The organism is Nostoc sp. (genome assembly GCF_036919495.1).
Lineage (GTDB): Bacteria > Cyanobacteriota > Cyanobacteriia > Cyanobacteriales > Nostocaceae > Nostoc.
Genome location: NZ_JBALBZ010000049.1, coordinates 38,441 through 61,560, shown reverse-complemented (window position 1 = coordinate 61,560; position 23,120 = coordinate 38,441). Strand labels below are relative to the sequence as shown.

Genomic DNA, 23,120 nt, shown 5'->3' with positions numbered 1-23,120 from the left:
CGTGCAAAGTTACGTCCAATCCGCCCGAAACCGTTGATTGCAACTCTAATCACAGTGTCTTGCCCTCTGTATTTATGCTTATATGTTGATATCGTTGACCCCAATCATATCGCAAAGGGGGGGGGCACTTTTAACCATAAAGTGTTAGATCAACAAAAAAACACATAATTTATTCAGATTTGTTCGAGTAGAGATTGTTGTTAGTGATATATGATCTAACCGATTCTGGGAGTAAATAACGAATTGACTGGCGTTCGCGGCAAAATTTGCGGATTAGACTTGACGAAACTCCTACTAAAGGTATATCTAAGAGTTGCCAGTGAATGGTGATTAACTGCTCCCTCAGTTGTTGCTCCACCTGCTTGCAGATTAATTTACTTTGAGTTATAGTCTCACCACCTAGCAGTCGGGGTGCTATTAACCAATCACACATTTGTGCTAGTTCGTGTCCACGGTACCAACGGGGTAAAGTTTGGAAAGTATCCAAGCCTACGATCCAGTACCAGTGAGTATTTGGGTAAGAAGCAGATAAGTCCATCAGGGTGTTAATGGCATAGGAAGTCCCAGAGAGATTTGCCTCCACTAGTGAGACAGTAAACGCTGGGTTATCTTCTATGGCTAATTGCAGCATCCTTACACGATGCTCAAACAAAGCTGCTTGTTTATGAGGAGGATTTAAGGATGGCACCCAAATTACCTTTTCAAGGGATACTTGATGCAAAGCTCTCTCGGCTACAAGCAGGTGTCCGCAATGAATTGGATCAAATGTGCCACCAAAAATTGCTAGTTGCTCCATCCAGTTATGCGTGGATTTTATGCAATTGAAAAATAGTTTCATTACCAATGTACTATTGTAGTCAATTCATGCCTAGACTGGATGCAATTTAAAATCAGCTTCACCAACAATGTATGATGTAGCCAATTCCAGTAAGGTAGCCAAAAAGATGTATTTGACATTACAAGAATTTCTTTCCCGATGCGAGCAAAATTTTCAGAATAATCTTAAAAACAGTTTAGAAATAGTAAAAACCTCCAACCAAGGTAAAATCATTCTGAACAAGCAAAACCAGAGCAGAAATATCATCTGGCCATCAAACATAAACATGATTAAGGGACAGTTACGGTAAAAATCAAATTCCTGTTATGATACGCGTGTCATTTGTGATTATGGTGTGGTGTGGTGTAAAAGGAGCAAGAAATGACTAATTCTGTAGATTTTAGTGGTAGACCATTTCATTTTATTGGCATCGGTGGTATAGGTATGTCTGCTCTGGCATACGTTCTCGCCAAGCGTCAATTTCCAGTATCAGGTTCGGATCTTCGTCCTAACCACATTACGCACAAATTGGAATCTATCGGCGCTCATATTTTTAGTAGACAAGAGGCAAGCAATCTCGAATTCTTTCGTCCTCAGGTATTAGCGAATGCAGTAGTATTAAATTCACAAGAAGAAATACCTACTGCTACTAAATCAATACTGCCTCAAGTCATTTGTTCAACAGCAATTAACACGAACAATTTAGAATACAAAGCAGCGCTAGAATTAGGTTGTCCAATTTTACATCGTTCAGATGTACTGGCAGCTTTAATTGCCGATTACCACAGTATTGCAGTGGCAGGAACACACGGCAAAACTACAACCAGTAGCATGATTGGCTATATGCTTCTGGAAGCAGGTCTAGATCCAACGATTTTAGTAGGTGGCGAAGTCAATGCTTGGGAAGGTAATGCTCGATTGGGACAAAGCCCATATTTGGTAGCCGAAGCAGATGAATCTGATGGTTCCTTGGTAAAACACGCTCCAGAGATTGGCATCATCACCAATATTGAACTCGATCATCCAGACCATTACGAGACATTAGAAGAAGTCATTGACATCTTCCAGACATTTGCTAAGGGTTGTAAAACGTTAATAGGTAGCATTGACTGTGCTACAGTGCGCGATCGCTTGCAACCCACAATCAGCTACAGCTTATACTCAGATACCGACGCGGACTACAGCGTTACTAATATTGATTATCGTGCTGATGGCACTACGGCTCTAGTTTGGGAAAGAGGCAAAGCTTTGGGCGTGTTGAAGTTACGCCTGCTAAGTCGGCACAATCTCAGTAACGCCTTAGCAGCAGTAGCTGTTGGTCGCGTCTTGGGCTTAGAATTTGGAGAAATTGCCAAAGGTATCGCCACCTTTGAGGGAGCAAGACGCCGCTTTGAGTTCCGGGGTGAAGTAGATGGTATTACCTTCATCGATGACTATGCTCATCATCCTAGCGAGATTCGCGCTACTCTTGCCGCAGCCCGCTTACAAGCAAGACCAGGACAAAGAGTGGTTGCCATCTTCCAACCTCATCGCTATAGCCGTACACTCACCTTTTTAGATGAATTTGCCGATTCCTTTACCCATGCTGATTTGGTTGTACTGACTGATATTTACAGTGCAGGTGAACCCAATTTAGGACAAATTACTGGTGAACATCTAGCGGCGGAAATTGCTAAACAGCATTCTCCTGTAGTTTATCAACCAACTTTACCCTCAGTGTGTGAGTTCTTGCTGCAAACACTACGCCCAGGAGATTTGGCGCTGTTTTTGGGGGCTGGGAACTTGAATCAGGTGATTCCTGAAATAATTACGACACTTTGCGAACCTGCTAAAGCCACATCTTAGGTGGAGATTTTGCGAAGTTTGCAAAGTTTTATTTCTGAGCAAAGCGCCCGTCTAGCAACGGTTCCATAGGATAACTCTATTACCGTATCTTTGCGGTAAATAAATGTAAAAATTTTACCAAAAAAAGTAAAAATGACCATTTCCCAGGCAGCTGGAAACGTCTGCACAGTTTCTGCTTTGAATACAAAGAAACATCAAACAACTAATTCGGTGGACAGTGAAGTAATTTACTTACCCAATACTGATTGTACGATTAAGTCCCAGGCTTCTTTGTCAGCGTTTACTTCCTATAGAGTTGGGGGAGCAGCTGATTTATACGTTGCCCCCCGAAACTTAGAAGCACTGCAAGCAAGTCTTAAATACGCCAAAGAACGTAATTTAAAGGTGACAACACTGGGAGCAGGTTCTAACTTGCTTGTGAGCGATGGGGGCATATCAGGCTTAGTCATTGCTACTCGTCATCTGCGCTTTAGCAACTTTGACCCCCAAACCGGTCAATTAACCGTTGCTGCTGGAGAATCAATTCCTAGCTTGGCATGGGCGGCAGCAGAATTAGGGTGGCAAGGATTGGAGTGGGCTGTTGGTATCCCTGGAACAGGCGGAGGAGCTGTGGTGATGAATGCAGGCGCACATAATAGCTGTATCGCAGATATGTTAGTTAGCGCCCAGGTACTTTCACCCGATGGTACCTTGGAAACCCTTACCGCCGATCAGTTAGGTTATGGCTACCGAACTTCATTATTGCAAGGTGGCGATCGCATAGTCACCCAAGCCACATTACAACTCGCCCCAGGTGCCGACCCAGCAAAAGTTGTGGCAATCACCAGAGAACACAAAAAGCATCGCTTGAGCACCCAACCATACAACTTCCCCAGTTGTGGAAGTGTTTTCCGCAATCCCAAACCTTACAGCGCTGGCTGGTTAATTGAACAAACTGGTCTCAAAGGCTACCAAATTGGTGGAGCGCAAGTAGCACAACTCCATGCTAATTTTATTGTTAACCGTGGTGGAGCAAAAGCTAGTGATATCTTCTGTCTCATTCGCCACATTCAACATCAAGTACAAGAACGTTGGTCTATTAATTTAGAACCAGAAGTCAAAATGCTCGGAGAGTTTCAAGGTGCTTGTGGATAAAGAATGGAGAGTAGGGAGTGGCAGAGAAATCAATTCAAAAATCAAAAATCAAAAATCAAAAACTTCTGCCTTCTGCTTCTGCCTCCTGCCTCCTCTTTCCCAATGCTCTATTCCCTACTCCCTACTCCCTACTCCCCACTGCCCATTCTATGACGCATTAATTATTGGTAAAAAAAGAGGCAAATTACTTACCGCATCTATAATTGAATTTGATTTGTTATTCAACGCATACGCGTAAAACTAATTATGACAGGTAAAGGACAGGGATTCGGCTTTGGCTTAGGAAAAATGAAAGAATTGGCTGACGCTTTTAAGAAAGCGCAGCAAGTTCAAGAAGGCGCAAAGCGACTCCAAGAAGAATTGGAGCAAATGGAGATTCTAGGAGAATCTGGCGGTGGTCTGGTGAAGGTAATTGTCAGTGGTAACCAAGAACCCAAGCGGGTAGAAATTTCTCCAGATGCTTTAGGAGAAGGTGCAGAAGTACTTTCTGATCTGGTAACAGTGGCAATGAAAGAAGCCTACAACAAATCCACAGCAACAATGCGAGAACGTATGGAAGAATTGACCAGTGGACTTGAACTTCCTGGATTTTAGTCAAAAGTCATTGGTCATTGGTCAAATGACTTTTGACTTATGACAAAGGACAAAAAATATCTATGGCTTACAAGTTGCTATTTGTCTGCTTAGGTAATATCTGCCGATCGCCATCGGCAGAAAACATTATGAATCATCTAATTGAGCAGGCTGGCTTAAGCGAACACATACTCTGTGACTCAGCTGGTACATCTAGCTATCACGTTGGTAGCCCACCTGACAGACGCATGAGTGCTGCGGCTGCTACAAAGTTGGGAATTAAACTACGTGGTCAAGCACGCCAGTTTCAAAAGTCAGACTTTCAAGACTTTGATTTAATTTTAGCGATGGATCAAGAAAATTATGAGAACATCCTCATTCTTGATAAAACTAAGCAGTATCAGCATAAAGTACGTTTGATGTGCGAGTTTTGCTCTCGACACTCCCTAAAAGAAGTTCCAGATCCCTATTACGGTGGTCAAGAGGGATTTAATCGGGTTATTGATTTACTGATCGATGCTTGTGAAGGTCTGCTTACAGAAGTTAGGAGTTAGGAGTTTTAATTCCTCACTCCTGCACAAACACGATTAATCGCATCTCTACTCCTAACTTTTTTTATTCCACCAAACCATGCTTCATGGCAAAACGCACTAATTCCGCTCGGTTGCTGGTTGAGGTTTTTCTTAATAAACTGCTAACATACTTTTCCACTGTGCGAGGACTCAGGTGTAGCTGATGACCCATTTCGGCATTAGAAAGACCATGAGTCAATAACTCTAAAACTTCCTGTTCTCTATGAGTTAGGGATGAGTGCAAGTGGGATTTCTGAATTTGAGTGGACAGAGAATTATGGGCATCCACCGCTTTTGTAGAAGCGGAAATGCCCAAACTTTCTTTATGAGAAAACCGATACTCCGATTGAATAATTTGCGATCGCTCCAAAAGATTGCGGATTGCTGCTGCTAACTCTTCCAGTTCAAAAGGCTTGGGTAAGAATAAATCGCACCCTGACTGGTAGCCCAAAATTCTTTCCTGGGTCTTAGTTCGGGCTGTTAATAAAATTACAGGTAATAACCGAAACACTGGTTGTTGACGCACACGACGCACTAGTTCGTAGCCATTCATCTGCGGCATCACAATATCTGTGACAATCAAATCTGGATGATGCTCATCCACCATAACCAAAGCCTCTTGACCGTCATTAGCCGTAATCACTGAGTAGCCAGACAGTTCAAGATAGTCACTAACAGATAGGCGAGTGCCCAAATCATCATCCACTACAAGGATCGTCAAGGGCATGGACAATACACCCCTAGCATTTTTTTACTCAGAAATTTGCTTTTACGCGCTTCATCAGTGAACACAGACAATAATATTCTTATGTTTCATACTATGACAGGATTACCACCTAATGATATTTTTAGGGATGATTTATAAAGAAAATCTTAAATCCTTAGAAAAGGTTAAAGAAATGTAACTCACCTTTGACTTTTAACTTCCCCGTTCGCGCAGCGTCCCGTAGGTAAGGGGCTGACTAGCTCTCCTTGGGAGGCATAGAAAGCTTTGTCGTTTGTAACAACTCATCAATAAAGCACGGTAAATACTACCATAGTATAAATTAATATTAACTTAATAAATAATTTACTAAAACCTAAATTAGTGATATACAGTTCATAATTTATAGCGGTTCTAAGATACAGCCTATAATTAACAAAAAATCTAAATAATTTTTTAGGTACATTTAAAGCACACAAAATTATCAATGAGCGACAAGAGCGACAGTTACAAAGTTATTAGCGACAACCGCCAAGCCCGTTATTTGTATGAAATTCTAGAAACTTACGAAGCTGGAATTGAGTTGACAGGAACCGAGGTTAAGTCGATTCGTGCGGGTAAAGTCAATCTCCAAGATGGCTATGCTTTGCTTCGCAATGGTGAAGCATGGTTGATTAATGTCCATATCTCGCCTTATAACGCTAGTGGACAATATTTTAATCATGAACCACGGCGTACACGCAAGCTGCTGTTGCATCGCAAAGAACTCCGCAAGCTAATTGGCACAGTAGAACAGCAGGGTTTAACTTTAATCCCTTTGAAAATGTATCTCAAACGTGGCTGGGTAAAAGTGAGTATAGCCCTTGGCAAAGGTAAAAAGCTCCACGACAAGCGAGAAGACCTGAAACGACGCCAAGACCAGCGTGACATTCAACGGGCAATGAAAAACTATTGAGCGTCAGTGCCGCTAAACTACCACACCAGAATGAGAAACCGATTGCTGTAAGAAGTATGTTGTATATCCACAGCGTGAGTTGTGAAAATTCTTAGTTTATAGCCGCAGATTGATTTTCTTAAAGCCGGGAATCGATAAAGTGGTGAGTAACTTCGGATGGCATAAGGAATTGTCAAAACTTATGAAAAGTAATTTCATTACAGCTGTTGGTGCTGGCGTTCTCACGTTGAGTATGGCAGTTTTACCCTTAACTCTATCCGCACAAGCTCAGACGACAACTGACCCCGGAGGCAGTACTTCTTCAGGAACGTCAACTTCAGGAACGACAACTTACAATAACGATCGCAACGGTTTTGATTGGGGTTGGCTAGGATTAATTGGTCTAGCTGGTTTGGCTGGTTTGGGTGGTAAAAAGAGTGAGAACCGACCCACTGCTTACCGCGACCCTAATGCTCCAGGGACCACTACTTACAAAGACTAGACAATAGAAAATTCATTAAGTTGTCAGTTGTTCAGTAGAAAAACAACCGACAACTTAATCATGTTAGTTTACTGTTGGTTCTGAGTTAGATGAATTTATCTGGTTTTGAGCTAAAGGTGTCCAATAGCTAGCAATTAAGGCAACTATGAGCCACCAAAGGGTATTAACTTCAGGACGATACCAAACAGTATCCACGGTTCCATGAGCTAGCATCCCCAACAAAATAGCGATCGCTCCAATTAACCAAAATCCTTCTACACTTCTCAATCGTCGCAGTCGTCGCACTTGTAGAAATGCCGTATTAAATGTGACAATTATTAGCCAGAGAAAGCAGGCTAAACCAACAAAGCCAGTTTCTAGAGTCACTTCAAACAAAATCGAATAGGCACTCAAAGCAGTGTAACGAGGGCGTTGGTAAAGAGGATAAACTTGATTAAAAGAGTTGTGTCCAGGGCCAATGCCGAAAATTGGGCGATCGCGAATCATCTCGAAAACAGCATCCCACACATTTCGGCGAAAATTATTACTGCTATCTTGACGGTCAGCAAAAATGCTGAACACTCTTAAGCGCACTGGCTCTACAAATATCACTGCTAACACCAATATACCGATCAAACCTCCCAAAACAATCGGTAGCGACCAGGTACGCCAAAAACGAGGCATTTCCACGCTTTTCCAATAAACTAGCAATGCCATCACAGCTAAAATTGCCACCACTAGTCCAATCCAACCGCCACGACTAAAAGTAAGGATCAGGCAGGCAGCATTGACAATTAACATTGTTAATGCCAAAGCTTTTTTGATCCAACTTTGCCATGCAAAAATTGCCACTAAGCTGAAAATTACTGCTGGTAAGAGGTATCCAGCCAATAAGTTAGGATTGCCTAAATAACTGTAGACTCTGGTAGTCTTAGACATAGGAGATTCTGGATCAACCCAAGTTGCCAGTGCCGTGGCTCCAAAAAACCATTGCCGCAACCCATATACACTGACAATTAAAGATACGTGCAGGTAAAGGATGATAATCCAAGACCGGAGGCGAGGCGACCTCAGTATCCTGGCACAAAGGGCAAATAGCAGCAAATACAAGGTTAAGGTTCCCAAGTCGTTAAGTGCCGCTTTTTTCACTGGTGATAATGCCGTTGCGACTGCGGCAACCCCCCAGTAAAGCAATACCAGCAGGTGAATAGGAGTGACTGAGGAGACATTTGCTGGTGTTGCCTCATCAGATAAAGTTAACAACAGCCAAAATGCTACACAAGCCCCCAGCAACAAGCCCACCAATGTACTCGAAGCAAAAGGTGCAAGCGCATACACTAAACTGAGTAAAGCAGCTGCGATCGCATCTCCCCATTGAATCAAGACGCTGGTTTGCCGCCAAGAACTTAACAGTCCCACCAGAAAACGATGTACATAACTGGTAGCAAAGTATTCTTTGAGCGGTAAAGATGATAAAGTAAATCGTTGCCAGACTAAATTCATAAAAAACATTGCGATCAATTAGCCTGCCGACGCAGAACTTGGAATTGATCATAATGCCTATGGCTATAAAAAGGTAATAACGAAAATTGCAGTTTAGTGATGATGCTCTTATTCATAGCGATCAGCCACTACCTGTAATCTAAAACACTTCAGCTAATACTAAGTGAAGATAGCCGTTGATTAACCCTTCATCTAGTTACTACATAACAAAGCATGAATTTGTATTTCCTTATTATTTATAGCCTGTAACCTGCTCGCTACTTGTAATTAGACATCGCTGATTGTTTGTGAAGAAGTCGCCAGTTGCAGTGGCAAAGAAAGCACATAACGATATCCTGATTCTGGTGAACCTTGAATCAAAATTTGTCCGCTATGCAATTCTGCCAGTTGACAACTTAGCAACAGACCCAAACTTTCACGAGAGATATTTCCATGTGATTTAGCTAAATTTATACCTGAACTAGCAGCAAAGAAATTTGAGTGATTCGCACTCAAGTGATTTGAATTATCCACTGCTACTGATGAAATATCTCCTTGCTCCTGGCTTTGTCCATGAGTATTGTAAGTTGCTACTTCACCTGTTAGCTCCAGCAGCGACAAAGAATTGAGGCGGAAGTAGGGATCAACTTCAGTAATACCGTCCCCTAGCCAAGGGTGGGAAACCCAAATAGTAATGTTAAGCGTATCTTCCTTGTAAGAAACATGAATACGAACAATGCTACCTGTAGCCGAAAGCTGAATCACACTGAAAACTAGGTGATAGAGGATTTGCCGCACCTTGTCTTTATCTAAAGGCCAAATGCGATTGCGTCCCGGTTCTATAGAGAGACGAATATCTTGTTCGCGGCGATTAGCTGCTTCTTCAAGGGTATTGATAGCTTGTTGACACAGCATTTCGATATCCACAGGAGCTATATTTAGCACAGTTGAATTTTCATCCATAGCTCCTAGTTCGGTAATTTCGTTTACTAAGGAAAGTAAATACCGACCACTGTGTTGGATAATTTCCAAATATTCTCTCTGCTTAGTCGTCAAAGGCCCATAAATCTCACGTCCTAAAACACTAGCCATGCCGAGTACAGATGTTAAGGGCGTGCGTAACTCCTGAGTTAGCTGATCCAAAAGTTCCAGTTTCAGTTCCTTGGTAGAAACAGAGCCGCTATCTGTAGTGGCTGAGGTGATTTTAATTTCAGTATTCCGTTCGTCATTGATTGAAAATATTGGAGCGATTACGGGTGTACTTGATTCGAGTCTCCGTTGCAGAAGTCGGTTACGTTCAAATTCACTCATGCTCCAACGAGCTATAATTTGTAAAAACTCAATGTCTCGGTTTGTAAAATTGCGCGGCACTAAATCCATCACCGCCAATGCACCCAAACAATGTCCCTCAGCATCAATCAGTGGCGCTCCTAAGTAAGCACGAATACCATAGTCCTGTACTAACTTGCTGCTAGCAAGTACTGGGTCTGTCAGATTCTGCGTATCATTAATTACAAAAATTTGAAGACTCTCTACTACTTGGGTGCAAAAGGATTCCCGACGTGACAGTTGGCGGCTTTGTGCTAAATGATTCATTAGCCCCAGCCTAGATAAGCCCACCGCCGACTTGAACCAGTGACGTTCTTGATCCACAAATCCCAATATGGAAATTGGTGCTTCCAAAAAGTGGGCAGCAGTCTGTGTGGCTTCTTCAAAAACCGGAATCGTCTCTGGTTGCCGCAAACCTAAATCTGACAAAGCTTTAAGGCGTTGTTGTTCTCTTGATTCATGAGAGTCCCAACCATCCTTTAGGGCAAATAATTTATTTTCAGGCTCTATCATTGCCACTGCTACCTTAATAATTTCTCGATACTGTAATTGATATAAGCCCTATTCTGGGTTATCAATTCCTATTTTTAAGCATTCCCTATTTTTGCCTCTGACAAACAAATTTGGAGCAAAAATTTTTGATCTCTTACATTAAGTCGGTTACTGGTGCTGAATATTCTTTATTTAAAGCTGGTGTAGCCTTTATTGCTTGGGATTTTACAGCCGACTGCGTTAGATTTGGATTTAGCCAGGGTAAGCTAATGCTAAGGATACAATACAAAGGGGCTGTCATTGTTTATGTACACAAGGAAAAATTCTGACTGGTATATTCAAAGTAATTTTACTGAGAAAGTTAAAAGTCTGTATCTTTTATAGCAACAATTACTTATAGCAACTAGTAACTAGTATTAATGGCTGACAATCCTAGATAGTTTATAGAAGTCTCGATTCAATAAATTAAACCTATTACAATTTTCAGCATAAAATTGTGCAGGGTTTTTTATTTTTTCCATCCAAGGAAATATTTTTTGAGGACAATTGGTAATGAATAAAATGACCGTTAAAGTTCCTTTTGTAAACTTGAAGTTACAACACGAACCAATTCAAACGCAATTGCAATATGCAATCCAATCTGTATTGGAACAAGGAGATTTTATTTTAGGGCAAGCAGTCTCAGATTTTGAAGCAGCATTTGCGGCAGCCTCTGGGGCAGCTTATGGAGTTGGTGTTGCATCAGGAACAGATGCGATCGCTCTCGGTTTGCAAGCGTGTAATATTGGTGCTGGTGATGAAGTGATTTTACCAGCAAACACTTTTATAGCAACCTTGATTGGGGTACAACGGGCTGGTGCGAAGCCAATTCTGGTAGATTGCGATCGCCAAACAGCTTTAATTGACTTAAAAGAAGCAGCAAAGGCAATTACGTCTCACACCAAAGCAATTATTCCTGTGCATCTCTATGGCCAAATGGTATCACCACATGAACTATTGAATTTTGCCGATACCTACAAACTACTAATTTTTGAAGATGCTGCACAAGCACACCTCGCCCAAAGAGACGGATATCACGCTGGTTCAGTCGGAATAGCAGCAGCTTTTAGTTTCTATCCCAGCAAAAATTTGGGAGCGTTTGGGGATGGAGGAATGCTGCTAACACGAGATTCAGATATAGCTCAGAAGATGATGCGCTTGCGAAATTATGGTGCATCGCAAAAGTATTTTCATACTGAACCAGGTACAAATAGCCGCTTGGATACTTTACAAGCAGCAGTCTTGCACCAAAAATTACCATATTTGCCACAATGGAATCGCGATCGCTTGACTATTGCCCAGCAGTATGATGATGAACTAGCACCCTTGGCAACTGCTGGTATTATCCCTATGAAAAACCAAAGTTATACAGGCCATGTGTATCACCTTTATGTCATTAGAGTTGATGATTCTTGCCCCATAGAACGCCAACAACTCCAAGAAAAACTTACAGCAGTAGGAATTCAAACTGGCATTCATTACCCAATTCCTTGTCATCTCCAACCAGCATTCACCAACTTAGGCTATCAGCCTGGAGATTTTCCCCAGGCAGAAAAATTGTCAAAAGAAATATTATCATTACCGATGTATCCTGGTTTGACCAGTAGCCAAGTTAAAGAAGTTGTAGCAGCGATCGCTCATGCAGTCTCAACTTCTAAAACAGATAAACTCAAAGAGGGAGTGGGGAGTAGGGTAATACGGGAATGAGAAATACTTGTACTTAGTACAGAGCAACTGAATTTATTCATGAGGTTCCCCACTCCCCACTCCCCTTAAACATTGAGAGTTTTTGAACTACTGAAAATCATGGTACTACCGCAACAGCTTAAAAACAGAAACGCCTCAGAATTATTAAATCTAGCTATTTTAGGCGTTTTGCTGCTGCTTTATGCTCCTATATTGCTACATTGGTTGGATGGTTGGCTGAACAAAAATATCAGTACAGAACACGAATATTTCAGCCACGGGATTATTGGTTTACCATTTGCGGCTTATCTGGGCTGGATGAACCGGAAAAAGTGGAAACGTTTACCAGATACCATCCATCCTTTGGGCCCTGTTTTGTTGTTAATCGGGGCAGTGTTTTATCTTAGTGGTGTTACAGAGTGGGTTAACCTTTCCTTGCCCGTTATACTGGCAGGATTATGCTTGTGGTTTAAGGGAATAGCAGGTTTGCGATCGCAAGGGTTCTCTCTGATACTAGTATTTTTGGCAACCCCAACGGCACTACCCTATCTCATTGCTCCCTACACCTCGCCCCTTCAAAGCTTTATCGCTGGCACAGCAGGCTTTATACTGAATCAATTTGGTATGGACGTAACCGTAGACGAGATAAATCTCTACGTGGGGGGACGGATTGTAGAAGTTGCCCCCTATTGTGCAGGGCTGAAAATGTTGTTTACTACACTCTACGTCGGCTTGATGCTGCTTTATTGGACAGATGCTTTGTCTTCACGTCGCACAGTTATAACGTTTTTATCTCTTGCTGCGATCGTTAGTACTTGTGCCAATATCATTCGTAATACTTTACTGACTTTCTTTCACGGCACAGGTCAAGAAGGGGCTTTTAAATGGCTGCATGAGGGTTGGGGTGGTGACCTCTACTCTGCTTGTATGTTGGTGTCATTAGTGCCCTTACTAAATTGGATTAATAGCTATTTTTCAGTATCAGAAACTCAACAAGAAGGGGAAAGTCATTAGTCATTGGTCATTAGTCATTCTCCCCTTACTCCCCCTGCCTCCCCTGCTTTTTCTCTACTCATAAATATTACTGAACTCATGGTGCGATTTTATGAAGTAAAATTTTGCCTAAGTATTATAAATTTTACTGATGATTTCTTTCTCCAAGTTTTTTAAAGAAAATCAATTGAGTCAGGTAGCAGCACTTTTGTTATTGCTACTCTTGTTGGCAGTAGGAGGGGTTCCCGGATATCTGACAGGACACTGGCAATGGAAACAGCCGCCACCTGTTACTACCCTCAAGGAGTTAAAACAGATCCGCCATGCTGGGTTACACCTTCCCGGTTGGCAAACTATTGAACAAGCAGAACAGCAAATTGGCGAACATAAATGGTCTTTGCAGGTTCTTAAAAAAGAAGGTTCCGAATCCCAGGCAATCTTGCTTTTGCTGCCGCAAAATGGGCCTATGGATCAACCAGAGGTAGAGTGGACAGACGTTAAGGGCTGGGGAAGATCGCGCTGGGGAAAGTGGGATATAGCTCAATATCGTTCTGCTGAATTTACTGTAAAACCGCCTGCAAAATTGACATCTAAGGTTGAAACAAAAGTAGAAGCTAGATTCTTTCGCGCTGTCACACCGCAACAAACCTTCGCTGTCTTGCAATGGTACGCTATGCCAGATGGCGGAACTCCATCACCTTTCCACTGGTTCTTGGCAGATCAATTGGCTCAGTGGCGTAAGCAACGCACTCCTTGGGTAGGCGTGAGTATTCTGATTCCAATAGAACCTTTGGGGCAGGTAGAAACATCTTGGCCTTTAGCAGAGTCTATTGGAGAAACAGTGCAAGCTAAATTAATGACAGACTCTTTGTAAAGTCTGTTACAGATGCATTTGTGCAGAGATGCTTCAGTTGTATCTCTACAATCACGTTCAGGTTAACAATATGAAGTTATAAATTAGAATGGGTAAAATTTTTCTACTTTTTGTTGGTAAAATACTCACAGATAAAAAAGACATTTAGAGCATTTTTAGAGTAAAATTACCACTCGGCGCGACTAATTTTTATCTCTGTTTTCCTGCACCGATGTTTATAGATCAAAGTTCTTATATGCGTGCATTCAGCGCCCTGTGTTTTGTCAGTCTTCAAGTAGGAGTTTTTTTAACAGCACCTATCCAGCTTGTTGTTGCCCAGCCTTTTCCACCTCAAGGACAATCACCAAGGCAGCCCCCTGCACCTGTGCCAGGTACTGAGGTTGTGCCTCCAGGTGCAAATAACGAAATTTCCCCCCAACTCAGTCGCTATCTCTTGGGGCCAGGAGATACAATTGGCGTTGTGCTTCAGCGTCCTCCTGGGCCGTACCGCTTAGGAATAGGAGATGGAATTAGCGTTTCGGTGCAACGCTTTCCAGATTTAAGCTTTCAAGCTTTAATCAACCCAGAAGGTAACATTGTGGTGCCGCTACTGGGAAAAGTTTCCTTACAAGGTTTGACTTTGGAAGAAGCTCAAGAAAAAATTCGCTTGGGTTTAAATCGTTATGTGGTTGATCCAGTAATAGTTTTAGCCTTGGCAACGCAGCGTCAAGACTTAAGTTTTCAAGCTGTAATTAGCCCAGAAGGCAACATCGTAGTGCCACAAGTGGGAACGGTGTCATTACAAGGCTTAACTTTAGAAGAAGCTCAAGAAAAAATTCGTTTGGGTTTAAGTAGCATTTTACCCGATCCAATCGTAATAGTATCTTTGGCAGGAACGCGACCAGTTCAAGTTACCATTAGTGGGGAAATATTTAAACCAGGAATTTATCCAATTAATTCAACAACACCCCGCGTTGCTGATGCCTTACTAATATCTGGTGGTTCAACTTTGAATGCAGACCTGCGACAAGTACAAGTACGCCGGAAGTTAATCGATGGTTCTGTGATTTCACAAACTATTGATTTATATGCAGCACTGCAAAATGGCGGTTCAATCCCTAATTTACGCTTACAAGACGGAGATGCTATACTCGTTCCCCGTCGTGAAGTTGGTAATAATGACGATTATGACCGCAATTTGGTAGCACGTTCATCCTTAGCTACACCACAGATTAAAATCCGCGTTTTAAACTACGCTGCGGGTGGTCTTTCGATTCAAGCACTACCTAACGGGAGTACCTTTGTAGATGCTTTGGGAGGAGTAAATCTCGACACTGCTAATCTCCGAGATATCGCTCTAGTTCGCTTTGATCCTGAACAAGGTAAAGCTGTTACCCAGAAACTTGATGCGAAAAAAGCTCTAGGAGGCGATGCATCTCAAAATGTGGCCCTTCAAGATAATGATGTTCTTGTTGTTGGTCGAAACCTTATCGGTAGAATTACTAATTTCTTGACTACCATTACTCAACCCTTCTTTAATGTCCAGTCCTTTCTCCGATTTTTTGATAACTTCGGTGGCGGGTCAAATTAATGACTCTTACCTCTTCACCGATTGTTACCGGATGTGAAAGAAGAGGAGATGAGGGTGACAAATATAAAGCTGATAACTGATTCTATATGCCCCTGCCATGACTCCACCAATTGTTAAACGCTATCTTATTGCTTTTGAAAAATACAAGTGGATTGGACTAGCTAGTTTTGGTTTAGTCGTAGTGGGGTCAACGGTAGTGGCTATGCAGCCAGAACCACAGACTAACTACATAGCATCTGCCGCACTTACTTATGCTGGGCCACCAGTTTCTTTCTCTGCAACTGGTAGTCAAATCCAACAGCAAGGAAAGGAACTAAATGAGGATGTTTTATTATCAAACCAGATACTTGCCACAGTGGCAGAGAAAGTAAATATCAAACCGAAACAACTTGGTTCAAGTATTGTCCTTTCTCTACCTAAAAAAAATGCCAAGACTGGAGAATTAGAAACTAGTACATTTGAACTAAAATATGTAGATAGTGACCCCAAACGAGCCATAGAGGTCTTGACTGAATTGATGCAATCAATGATTAAGTTGAGCAGTGACATCAATACTGGGCGATTACAAGCAATTATTGAAAAGATTAATGAGCGCTTACCACAAGCTAAACGGGAATTGCAAATTGCCGAAAAGAAACTGGAACAGTACGATCGCATAGAGCGAACGGCGATATTAGCGGCGGAGAATGGCAGTTTATTAAGCGCTGTTACTGCCAGCCAAAATCTACAACGGCAAATTCAATTAACTATTTCTGGGGTTGATGGTCAAGTTAAGAGTTTACAAAATAAGTTAGGCTTAACAGTCGGACAGGCTTATATTTCTTCTGCTTTGAGCGCCGATCCAATTATTGGTAACTTGCGAACGCAAATTTATCAGAGTGAGTCGCAAATCGCCTTACTTAGGAAAGATTTGCGGCCGGAACACCCAACGATGGTTCAATTGCTGCGTCAGAAACAAGCTGCTGAGGAATTGTTGCAACAACGGGCTGCGGAGGTATTAGGTGGCAATGGAACGGCGGCTCCGCTTCAGGGTAGTGTTGCAGGTATTCGCGCCCAAAGTAGCTTAGATCCAGCCCGCCAGCAGTTGGCAAACCAAATGGTGTCTTTGCAAACCCAACAGGAGACGCTGCAACAACAGCTAGCTCAAGAAATCCAACAAGAAGCGCGACTACGACAAGAGTATTCTTTAATACCTAATAAGCAATTAGAGCGATCGCGTTTAGAACAAGAAGTTGGACTTAAAAAAGCCATCTATGACCAAATGCAGGCGAAGTTAACTGATGCCAAAACCGCAGAGGCAGAAACTACCAGCAGCCTTAGCATTGCCAGACGCCCTACAGCAACTGCTGACGTAAAACCACCTAAGAGTGTACCTATTACCCTTGCTGTGGGTAGTTTATTAGGTGTGTTAATTGGTGGCGGGGTGATATTTTTGTTAGGAGCGCTGGAAGGTACTTTCAAAACCAGGGAGGATATCCGCGAGAGCCTCAAGCAACGAGAAGTGGTACTATTGGGAGAATTGCCTTTAATGCCAGTTGATGATTTGCCTCAAGATGCGGTGCCTGTAGTACTTTCTGCTGATTCTCCTTATTTAGAATTTTATGAGAAATTCCGTAGTAATCTGCGCCGGATTGGTGGTAAAGCCTTAAAGGTGGTGTTGATTACTAGCACTAGTAACCTAGAGGGTAAAACGGCAAGTGCTTATAACTTGGGTATAGCTTCAGCTCGTGCTGGTAAAAGAACCTTGATTATTGAAACAGATTTGCGATCGCCTTCCCGTTGTGCATCAGTGAATGTAATTCCTGACCCCGACGCCACTATTGAACCCCTGCGTTATTACGCTAACTTAAGTGAATGTATTCGTTTAGTTCCTCATGTAGAGAATTTATACATTATACCCAGCCCTGGGCCTGTGCGGCAATCCGCAGCTATTCTTGAATCTAGCGAAATGCGTCGCCTGATGGAGGATGTGCGCGAACGTTTTGATATAGTTATTTTAGATACGGGTTCTCTCAGCATATCTAATGACCCTTTGTTAATCCAACCCTACAGCGATGGCATGGTACTTGTGGCGCGACCACACTATACACAAGAGAACATGTTAGGTGAAGCTATCGATCAACTGGTTGAATCAGAACTGGGGTTATTGGGGGCAATTATAAATGGCACTGATATCATTGTTTCTTTACCTGAACAAGTCGTAGAATCATCAACATTTACATCTAAAACGGAAGAATCAGAAGAATTTTCAGCAAGTGCCAACAAAAACTAAATAGTTTCCAAATAGGGAATAGTTTTAAATTGCTTAGTACAGCTTTGAGTAAAACCGTGATGAATCGAGAGGGGAAATTTCAACGCAAAGGATACGTAGACGATTGATAGGTAGCAATTATTTCGCTACGAATCTAGGAAATTTTGTACTTAGTCCTGCCTAAACAACCCAAATAGGGGAGCAAGAATTATCCCAAAAGCAAAACCACCAATGTGTGCCCAGTAGGCAACTCCACCAGTTTCAACGCTCATGTTAGCGGCTGTTTGCAGGCTAGCAAGACCGGAAATTACATTTTGGACAATAAAAAGTCCAATTATTACTAGTGCTGGCACTCTGATTGTGGTGATGAAAAACCCCAAAAATACTAGGGTCATGACTCTAGCTTGGGGAAAGCGGATAATGTAAGCACCTAGAACACCAGAAATTGCACCACTTGCTCCCAAAGAAGGAATCTCAGAATTCATGCCAATAAACCATTGACACAAGGCAGCTAAAGCACCACACGCTAAATAAAAAATTAGATATTTAACATGACCCAATCGATCTTCAATATTGTTGCCAAAAATCCAGAGAAACACCATATTGGAGATTAAGTGCCACCAACCACCGTGTAAAAATTGCGATGTAAATAATGTTATCCACTCTCCACTCCAATTGGTAGTTAACTGTTGAGGTATTACTGCATACTGACTTAAAAACTGATTCAATTGTACATTTGACGATGCATTTAACAACCTCACCTCGTGAAGAAAAACTAAAATATTCATACCAATTAACCCGTAGGTGAAATACGGGGTGGCTCGCGTCGGATTTTCATCGTAGAGGGGAAACACAAATGTTTTTCCTAATTTATTCACTAACTGCAATATAGCTTGTAAGGCTAGCAGCTGCGAAGCTTAGGCAATTTCATTAATTAGTCTGATTAAAAGCCTTGATGATCCTCTGAAAATTACTGATACCAAGCTTCTTCCTTTGATTTATCGTTAAACAAACCCAACAGTGGGCCCAGAATTGCTCCAAAGATAAAACCGCCTGCATGGGCCCAATAGGCAATACCGCCGCTTTCCATACCGATGTTGGTACGTGTTTGCAGACTAGCAAGCCCGTAGAAGGCTTGTTCAAGAAACCAAAATCCCAAAAAGAAATATGCTGGGACGCGGAAAGTCGGGAAGAAAAACCCTAAAGGCACTATGCCGAGAACTTCAGCGTTGGGAAAGCGGAGAATGTATGCTCCTAAAACACCTGCGATCGCACCACTTGCACCCAAAGAAGGAATGCTAGAATCTTGAGCGAAGAACCACTGGGTCAAGGATGCCAAAACTCCGCAAGATAAATAAAACAGCAAATATTTGGCATGACCTAACTTATCTTCAACGTTGTTACCAAAAATCCAGAGAAATAACATATTACCTGCTAAGTGCAAGAAACCACCGTGTAAAAATTGTGAGGTAATTAAAGTTGCCCACTCTGGCACTGGTTGATGTAAAGAGACACCAGCAAAGCTTAAAGTCAGTTCTCGTGGTACTACAGCCGCAAGGCGTAGAAACCCATTTAACGCTTGGGGGGGAAGATTTGCCTCATAAAGAAAAGCGAGGACATTAGCAGCAATCAGTCCATAAGTCACATAAGGCGTAATTTTTGTCGGATTATTATCTCTAATGGGAACCACAAGCGTTTTTTCCTGATTTTAAGACATCAGTTACACAATACTAATTTTTGTAAGTAGTTTCTTCTACCTCATGGATGGATTCCATCAAGATTTGTTAGCAAGATTGCAACCCATTATAAAAAATACAGTCTTTAACACTTCGATTTCACTCTGCCGCATTCAAATTTCCGTACAGAGATATAGTTCAAAATTATCAAAATATTCTTCAAAACATTCCTAACCAAAAATCGAATGATAAAGCGCTCGCTTAACTGAATTTTTATTGATCTTTACATGAACGCGCAGCCATTTTGTTAGAGGATGTTTGAAAAGTCATGATTGATGTGCCAAATATTTTTACCCCACCCTAACCCTCCCCTTATAAAGGGGAGGGAACCCGATTTTTCTTGTTTCTCCCCAATATATCGGGGGGACTAAGAGGGGTAACAACGTAATTAAAATCACAGCCAATCACTTTTCAAACATCCTCTTAGAGGTATTTCTGTATCACCATCAAAATTAATGTTGAATAGTTAGACCACCATCTAAAACTAATGAATGTCCAATAACAAAACTAGCTGAATCTGAACATAACCATAATACTGCTTGAGCAATTTCTTCCGGTGTACCTAATCGTTGTATGGGATATTGATTGTTATAGTTTTTTATTGTTTCCTCACTTAAGGCTTCCATTACCATAGGAGTTATAATAGTTCCTGGGCAAACAGCATTAATTCTAATATTATCCTTGGCATATTGTACAGCTAAAGATTTAGTAAGTCCTAAAACGGCGTGTTTGCTAGTACAATAAAAATGAATATTATGTTTACTTTCTTGATTGTTAGTTAAATTAGCAGCTATTAAGCCTCTAATAGAAGCATTATTAACAATAGCACCACCATTTTTAAGCATTTCAGGAATTTGATATTTCATACATAGCCAAACTCCTTTTAAATTAGTATTAATGACTTTATTCCAATTTTCTTCAGAATCATCTATGTCTACTTTTAGAACTCCAGGAGTTCCAGCATTATTAAAAGCATAATCTAACCGACCAAAAGTTTTAACTGTTTGGCTAATTAAGTTTTTAACTTCGGTTTCTTGGGTAATATCTGTAGTGATAAAAATACTTTGACTACCTGCTTTTTCAATTAAATTCACTGTCTCCTCACCTTCTTGAATTCTCCTACCGGCGATCGCTACTTTTGCCCCTTCCTTAGCAAAAGCTAATGCTGTAGCTTTCCCAATACCAGAATTGCCTCCTGTAATTAGAACAACTTTATCAGTAAATTTTTTCATAATTAAATAGTTTTACCTTTATTCAGAATTTAGTCTTATAATGCCTACATTCCACAGGTGTGATGGCCTAGGCGATCGCAAAATATTATATAACGTATGCATTTAGTATGACAAAACTTGACTCATTTTAGGTATTGACGAGTTCTCTCCAAGCTTGGAAATATTCTATTTAATGCATATTAGCTAGGCAAACTCATGTTTTTTTCAAATTCTTTGGAAAATCAACTCCAGCGCTGGAACGAAACCATCCGCAATCAACCGAAAAATCCCAATGCTTACATTCGTCGAGGCATGGTTAACTTTCAACTGGCCAAGATTGATGAATCTATTCAAGATTTTGACATGGCAGAGCAATTGGATGCCCGTATCAAACCCTACCTTTGGCAACGGGGATTATCGTATTATTATGCAGAAAGATTTGCTGAGGGCGCTGAACAATTTGAAATAGATTTGACAGTGAATGCTCAAGATGTAGAAGAAACAGTATGGCGATATCTCTGCATAGCTCGTTCATTAGGTGTTGAAGAGGCACGTAATTCTTTACTAACTGTGAAAAATGACCCTCGGCGCATCATGCAGCGCGTATATGATTTTTATTCGGAAAATTGTACCTCAGATGATGTTTTAACTGTGGGTCAATCAGAAGGGATAAAGGGGAATTTTTACAGTCATCTTTACTTGGGATTATATTACGAAGTTCAAAATAATCTTGATTTAGCTCAAAAATATATAGTTAAAGCTGCTGATAATTACAAAATTGATGACTATATGTGGTATCTGGCGCAGGTACACAAAAAATTGCGAGGCTGGATATAGTCGAGTATTAATTTCCTAGAGGATACCTTTTTGAGCTTGGGGTATTATTGATATAAATTAATCACAATTATAGAGAATAAAAACCATTTGGAGTTGCGTTGCTGTTACTTACCAAGACTCAGCCCCCAATTCTATATGTACGCACAATCTACGACCATCCTCGTTATGTTGATAGACTTTTTAGAGACTGGTATGACATTACGCAACTTCCTAAAGATGGCTTAAAAGTTACAATTAATTTTAACTATTGCGAATTTCTGGGACACATCGGTGTTGCGTTTCTAGGGGGAATGGTTCGCCTGCTTGAAGCTGATGGTGGTAATTATCGACTGGAATACACTTACCGATAAAAAAATTCGTACTAACTTGGCTCAGAATGGTTTTTTATGCGATTTTGGTTACAATTGGGAACTCAATTTTCGGTGGCTTCGGTTTCAAACTGCACTTGTCGGTATAAATCAGCGATCGCTATTTCTACATCCACTGATTCCAGCCGCAATTTCTCGTCCAAATTATACTCCGACAGCACCCATTTCCCTTGTTCGTTGCGCCGAAACACTTCTACGCTCGGTTGAGCTACTTGTACTAAGACATATTCTTGCAAGGTTGGAGATTGGCGATATTTGGCAAATTTTTTCCCTCTATCGGCTGCTTCGGTTGAAGGTGATAGCACTTCAATAATTAAGCAAGGAAATTGTACCAATTGTGGATCGTTATCGCGTTCATCGCAAGTCAGCACCACATCTGGATAAAAATACTTTTGCCCCGCTTCGACTTGCACCTTCACATCTACAATGTATACTTCACAGGTGCGATCGGCTAAGGCATCATCTAAAAGCTTAAAGAAATTTGCAGAAATCCGATTATGGTTGCGTGTACCATCACTCATCATCACAACTTCACCATCCCAATACTCGTAGCGTTCCTCTTGGGTGGGTTCCCAAACCAGATATTCTTCTGCACTGATCAAAATATAATCGGGTAAAGCAACCATCGGCGCAATCTCTTAATGATTCACTTTTTTAGAATAGCCAAATAATAGCCTTCCTTTTATCCCTCTTCTGTCACTTTCCGGGAGGGCGATCGCTATAACCCTGATGAGGCAATAAATACAAGCTATACTATTAGAAAAAAATTGGTCTTGAATTTGTTATTAGAAAAGAATCGTGCGATGGCTACGGCGGGCGGAGCCATCGCTTGCTATACAAAAGCTCTAGAATTCAGAAATGGCAAATGTATTTGGAGACTGACAGAAGAGAGATATCAGCTAGACGATTTCACTGAGCATCTGTTGTAGATTCAAACTGAGCTTTCCATCTTTGCCCATCCTCTATCTCAGCAAGGAGACGAGCAGCGATACCTGCGGCGGGCTACGCCTACGCATCCTGTTCGGCAACAGGTAGAGTTATTCAATTGTGCGATGTCTACGACGGGCTACGCCTACGCACGCTCAAGTAACTCAGTCATGGCTACCACACTCTTAAAACGTAAATGGCATCTGATCCATTATCGCTTCTTGGTGGCAAGTTAAGCGCTTTCTCACCCAGGCGATAACCTTTCT

Annotated in this window: 21 protein-coding genes; 13 read left to right on the top strand and 8 right to left on the bottom strand. The window is 41.5% G+C overall.

Going from position 1 to position 23,120, the window contains the following annotated elements:
- Positions 1-169: 169 nt before the first annotated feature.
- Positions 170-796, bottom strand: a complete 627-nt coding sequence (gene nadD / locus V7K25_RS06595; RefSeq protein ID WP_335156192.1) for a nicotinate (nicotinamide) nucleotide adenylyltransferase — start codon at positions 794-796, stop codon at positions 170-172.
- Between the two features lie 402 nt (positions 797-1,198).
- On the opposite strand from nadD, the gene murC reads away from it, so the two are divergent.
- From murC to V7K25_RS06575, 4 genes are all read left to right on the top strand, one after another.
- Complete coding sequence (gene murC / locus V7K25_RS06590; RefSeq protein ID WP_335156190.1) at positions 1,199-2,662, top strand: UDP-N-acetylmuramate--L-alanine ligase; 1,464 nt, start codon at positions 1,199-1,201, stop codon at positions 2,660-2,662.
- Positions 2,663-2,794: 132 nt separating this feature from the next.
- On the top strand, positions 2,795-3,796 hold the full coding sequence (murB, locus tag V7K25_RS06585) for a UDP-N-acetylmuramate dehydrogenase (RefSeq protein ID WP_335156188.1): 1,002 nt from the start codon (positions 2,795-2,797) through the stop codon (positions 3,794-3,796).
- A gap of 246 nt (positions 3,797-4,042) precedes the next feature.
- Positions 4,043-4,390 (top strand): YbaB/EbfC family nucleoid-associated protein, encoded by a 348-nt coding sequence (locus tag V7K25_RS06580; RefSeq protein WP_100900466.1) that lies wholly within the window; start codon positions 4,043-4,045, stop codon positions 4,388-4,390.
- 62 nt (positions 4,391-4,452) lie between these two features.
- Entirely contained in the window at positions 4,453-4,923 is a 471-nt protein-coding gene (locus V7K25_RS06575) for a low molecular weight protein-tyrosine-phosphatase (protein ID WP_335156200.1), read from the top strand.
- 61 nt (positions 4,924-4,984) lie between these two features.
- Here V7K25_RS06575 and V7K25_RS06570 read toward each other — a convergent pair whose 3' ends face one another.
- Positions 4,985-5,668 (bottom strand): response regulator transcription factor, encoded by a 684-nt coding sequence (locus V7K25_RS06570; RefSeq protein ID WP_335156186.1) that lies wholly within the window; start codon positions 5,666-5,668, stop codon positions 4,985-4,987.
- Positions 5,669-6,131: 463 nt separating this feature from the next.
- Here V7K25_RS06570 and smpB point away from each other — a divergent pair, with 463 nt between their 5' ends.
- The gene (gene smpB / locus V7K25_RS06565) at positions 6,132-6,599 is read left to right on the top strand and encodes an SsrA-binding protein SmpB (RefSeq protein ID WP_100900463.1); all 468 of its coding nucleotides are present in this window, start codon (positions 6,132-6,134) and stop codon (positions 6,597-6,599) included.
- Positions 6,600-6,780: 181 nt separating this feature from the next.
- A complete protein-coding gene (locus V7K25_RS06560) occupies positions 6,781-7,080 on the top strand; it encodes a WGxxGxxG family protein (protein ID WP_335156184.1) in 300 nt (99 codons plus the stop codon).
- 63 nt (positions 7,081-7,143) lie between these two features.
- Here V7K25_RS06560 and V7K25_RS06555 read toward each other — a convergent pair whose 3' ends face one another.
- Together V7K25_RS06555 and V7K25_RS06550 are read right to left on the bottom strand one after the other, a co-directional pair.
- Positions 7,144-8,562, bottom strand: a complete 1,419-nt coding sequence (locus V7K25_RS06555; RefSeq protein WP_335156182.1) for an IctB family putative bicarbonate transporter — start codon at positions 8,560-8,562, stop codon at positions 7,144-7,146.
- Between the two features lie 267 nt (positions 8,563-8,829).
- Positions 8,830-10,383: a sensor histidine kinase gene (locus V7K25_RS06550; protein WP_335156198.1), complete on the bottom strand. Its 1,554-nt coding sequence runs from the start codon at positions 10,381-10,383 to the stop codon at positions 8,830-8,832.
- Between the two features lie 540 nt (positions 10,384-10,923).
- Here V7K25_RS06550 and V7K25_RS06545 point away from each other — a divergent pair.
- From V7K25_RS06545 to V7K25_RS06525, 5 genes are all read left to right on the top strand, one after another.
- The gene (locus V7K25_RS06545) at positions 10,924-12,108 is read left to right on the top strand and encodes a DegT/DnrJ/EryC1/StrS family aminotransferase (protein WP_442948067.1); all 1,185 of its coding nucleotides are present in this window, start codon (positions 10,924-10,926) and stop codon (positions 12,106-12,108) included.
- A gap of 99 nt (positions 12,109-12,207) precedes the next feature.
- Positions 12,208-13,101 carry a cyanoexosortase B gene (crtB, locus tag V7K25_RS06540; protein WP_335156178.1) on the top strand — a complete coding sequence of 298 codons (894 nt, stop codon included), beginning with the start codon at positions 12,208-12,210 and terminating at the stop codon, positions 13,099-13,101.
- Positions 13,102-13,231: 130 nt separating this feature from the next.
- On the top strand, positions 13,232-13,954 hold the full coding sequence (locus V7K25_RS06535; protein ID WP_335156176.1) for a cyanoexosortase B system-associated protein: 723 nt from the start codon (positions 13,232-13,234) through the stop codon (positions 13,952-13,954).
- 211 nt (positions 13,955-14,165) lie between these two features.
- Positions 14,166-15,524, top strand: coding sequence for a polysaccharide biosynthesis/export family protein (locus tag V7K25_RS06530; RefSeq protein WP_335156174.1), 1,359 nt, complete (start codon positions 14,166-14,168; stop codon positions 15,522-15,524).
- A gap of 97 nt (positions 15,525-15,621) precedes the next feature.
- The gene (locus V7K25_RS06525; protein ID WP_335156172.1) at positions 15,622-17,796 is read left to right on the top strand and encodes a GumC family protein; all 2,175 of its coding nucleotides are present in this window, start codon (positions 15,622-15,624) and stop codon (positions 17,794-17,796) included.
- A 149-nt stretch (positions 17,797-17,945) separates the two neighbouring features.
- Here V7K25_RS06525 and V7K25_RS06520 read toward each other — a convergent pair whose 3' ends face one another.
- The 3 genes from V7K25_RS06520 to V7K25_RS06510 form a co-directional block, all read right to left on the bottom strand.
- The gene (locus tag V7K25_RS06520; RefSeq protein ID WP_335156170.1) at positions 17,946-18,629 is read right to left on the bottom strand and encodes a rhomboid family intramembrane serine protease; all 684 of its coding nucleotides are present in this window, start codon (positions 18,627-18,629) and stop codon (positions 17,946-17,948) included.
- 116 nt (positions 18,630-18,745) lie between these two features.
- Positions 18,746-19,465 (bottom strand): rhomboid family intramembrane serine protease, encoded by a 720-nt coding sequence (locus tag V7K25_RS06515; protein ID WP_335156168.1) that lies wholly within the window; start codon positions 19,463-19,465, stop codon positions 18,746-18,748.
- Positions 19,466-19,963: 498 nt separating this feature from the next.
- Positions 19,964-20,743, bottom strand: coding sequence for an SDR family oxidoreductase (locus tag V7K25_RS06510; RefSeq protein ID WP_335156166.1), 780 nt, complete (start codon positions 20,741-20,743; stop codon positions 19,964-19,966).
- A 195-nt stretch (positions 20,744-20,938) separates the two neighbouring features.
- Here V7K25_RS06510 and V7K25_RS06505 point away from each other — a divergent pair, with 195 nt between their 5' ends.
- Positions 20,939-21,559 (top strand): tetratricopeptide repeat protein, encoded by a 621-nt coding sequence (locus V7K25_RS06505; protein ID WP_335156164.1) that lies wholly within the window; start codon positions 20,939-20,941, stop codon positions 21,557-21,559.
- A 98-nt stretch (positions 21,560-21,657) separates the two neighbouring features.
- The gene (locus V7K25_RS06500; RefSeq protein ID WP_335156162.1) at positions 21,658-21,909 is read left to right on the top strand and encodes a hypothetical protein; all 252 of its coding nucleotides are present in this window, start codon (positions 21,658-21,660) and stop codon (positions 21,907-21,909) included.
- Between the two features lie 62 nt (positions 21,910-21,971).
- Here V7K25_RS06500 and V7K25_RS06495 read toward each other — a convergent pair whose 3' ends face one another.
- Positions 21,972-22,553 carry a Uma2 family endonuclease gene (locus tag V7K25_RS06495; protein ID WP_335156160.1) on the bottom strand — a complete coding sequence of 194 codons (582 nt, stop codon included), beginning with the start codon at positions 22,551-22,553 and terminating at the stop codon, positions 21,972-21,974.
- Positions 22,554-23,120 lie beyond the last annotated feature (567 nt).

Bases quoted from the DNA above. Each gene is read 5' to 3' on its own strand.
- murB (WP_335156188.1), top strand. From the start codon at position 2,795: ATGACCATTTCCCAGGCAGCTGGAAACGTCTGCACAGTTTCTGCTTTG.
- V7K25_RS06545 (WP_442948067.1), top strand. From the start codon at position 10,924: ATGACCGTTAAAGTTCCTTTTGTAAACTTGAAGTTACAACACGAACCA.
- V7K25_RS06525 (WP_335156172.1), top strand. From the start codon at position 15,622: ATGACTCCACCAATTGTTAAACGCTATCTTATTGCTTTTGAAAAATAC.
- smpB (WP_100900463.1), top strand. From the start codon at position 6,132: ATGAGCGACAAGAGCGACAGTTACAAAGTTATTAGCGACAACCGCCAA.
- V7K25_RS06555 (WP_335156182.1), bottom strand. From the start codon at position 8,562: ATGAATTTAGTCTGGCAACGATTTACTTTATCATCTTTACCGCTCAAA.
- V7K25_RS06495 (WP_335156160.1), bottom strand. From the start codon at position 22,553: ATGGTTGCTTTACCCGATTATATTTTGATCAGTGCAGAAGAATATCTG.
- V7K25_RS06580 (WP_100900466.1), top strand. From the start codon at position 4,043: ATGACAGGTAAAGGACAGGGATTCGGCTTTGGCTTAGGAAAAATGAAA.
- crtB (WP_335156178.1), top strand. From the start codon at position 12,208: ATGGTACTACCGCAACAGCTTAAAAACAGAAACGCCTCAGAATTATTA.
- V7K25_RS06530 (WP_335156174.1), top strand. From the start codon at position 14,166: ATGTTTATAGATCAAAGTTCTTATATGCGTGCATTCAGCGCCCTGTGT.
- V7K25_RS06535 (WP_335156176.1), top strand. From the start codon at position 13,232: ATGATTTCTTTCTCCAAGTTTTTTAAAGAAAATCAATTGAGTCAGGTA.
- V7K25_RS06570 (WP_335156186.1), bottom strand. From the start codon at position 5,668: ATGCCCTTGACGATCCTTGTAGTGGATGATGATTTGGGCACTCGCCTA.
- murC (WP_335156190.1), top strand. From the start codon at position 1,199: ATGACTAATTCTGTAGATTTTAGTGGTAGACCATTTCATTTTATTGGC.
- V7K25_RS06575 (WP_335156200.1), top strand. From the start codon at position 4,453: ATGGCTTACAAGTTGCTATTTGTCTGCTTAGGTAATATCTGCCGATCG.
- V7K25_RS06510 (WP_335156166.1), bottom strand. From the start codon at position 20,743: ATGAAAAAATTTACTGATAAAGTTGTTCTAATTACAGGAGGCAATTCT.
- V7K25_RS06550 (WP_335156198.1), bottom strand. From the start codon at position 10,383: ATGATAGAGCCTGAAAATAAATTATTTGCCCTAAAGGATGGTTGGGAC.
- V7K25_RS06505 (WP_335156164.1), top strand. From the start codon at position 20,939: ATGTTTTTTTCAAATTCTTTGGAAAATCAACTCCAGCGCTGGAACGAA.
- V7K25_RS06560 (WP_335156184.1), top strand. From the start codon at position 6,781: ATGAAAAGTAATTTCATTACAGCTGTTGGTGCTGGCGTTCTCACGTTG.
- nadD (WP_335156192.1), bottom strand. From the start codon at position 796: ATGGAGCAACTAGCAATTTTTGGTGGCACATTTGATCCAATTCATTGC.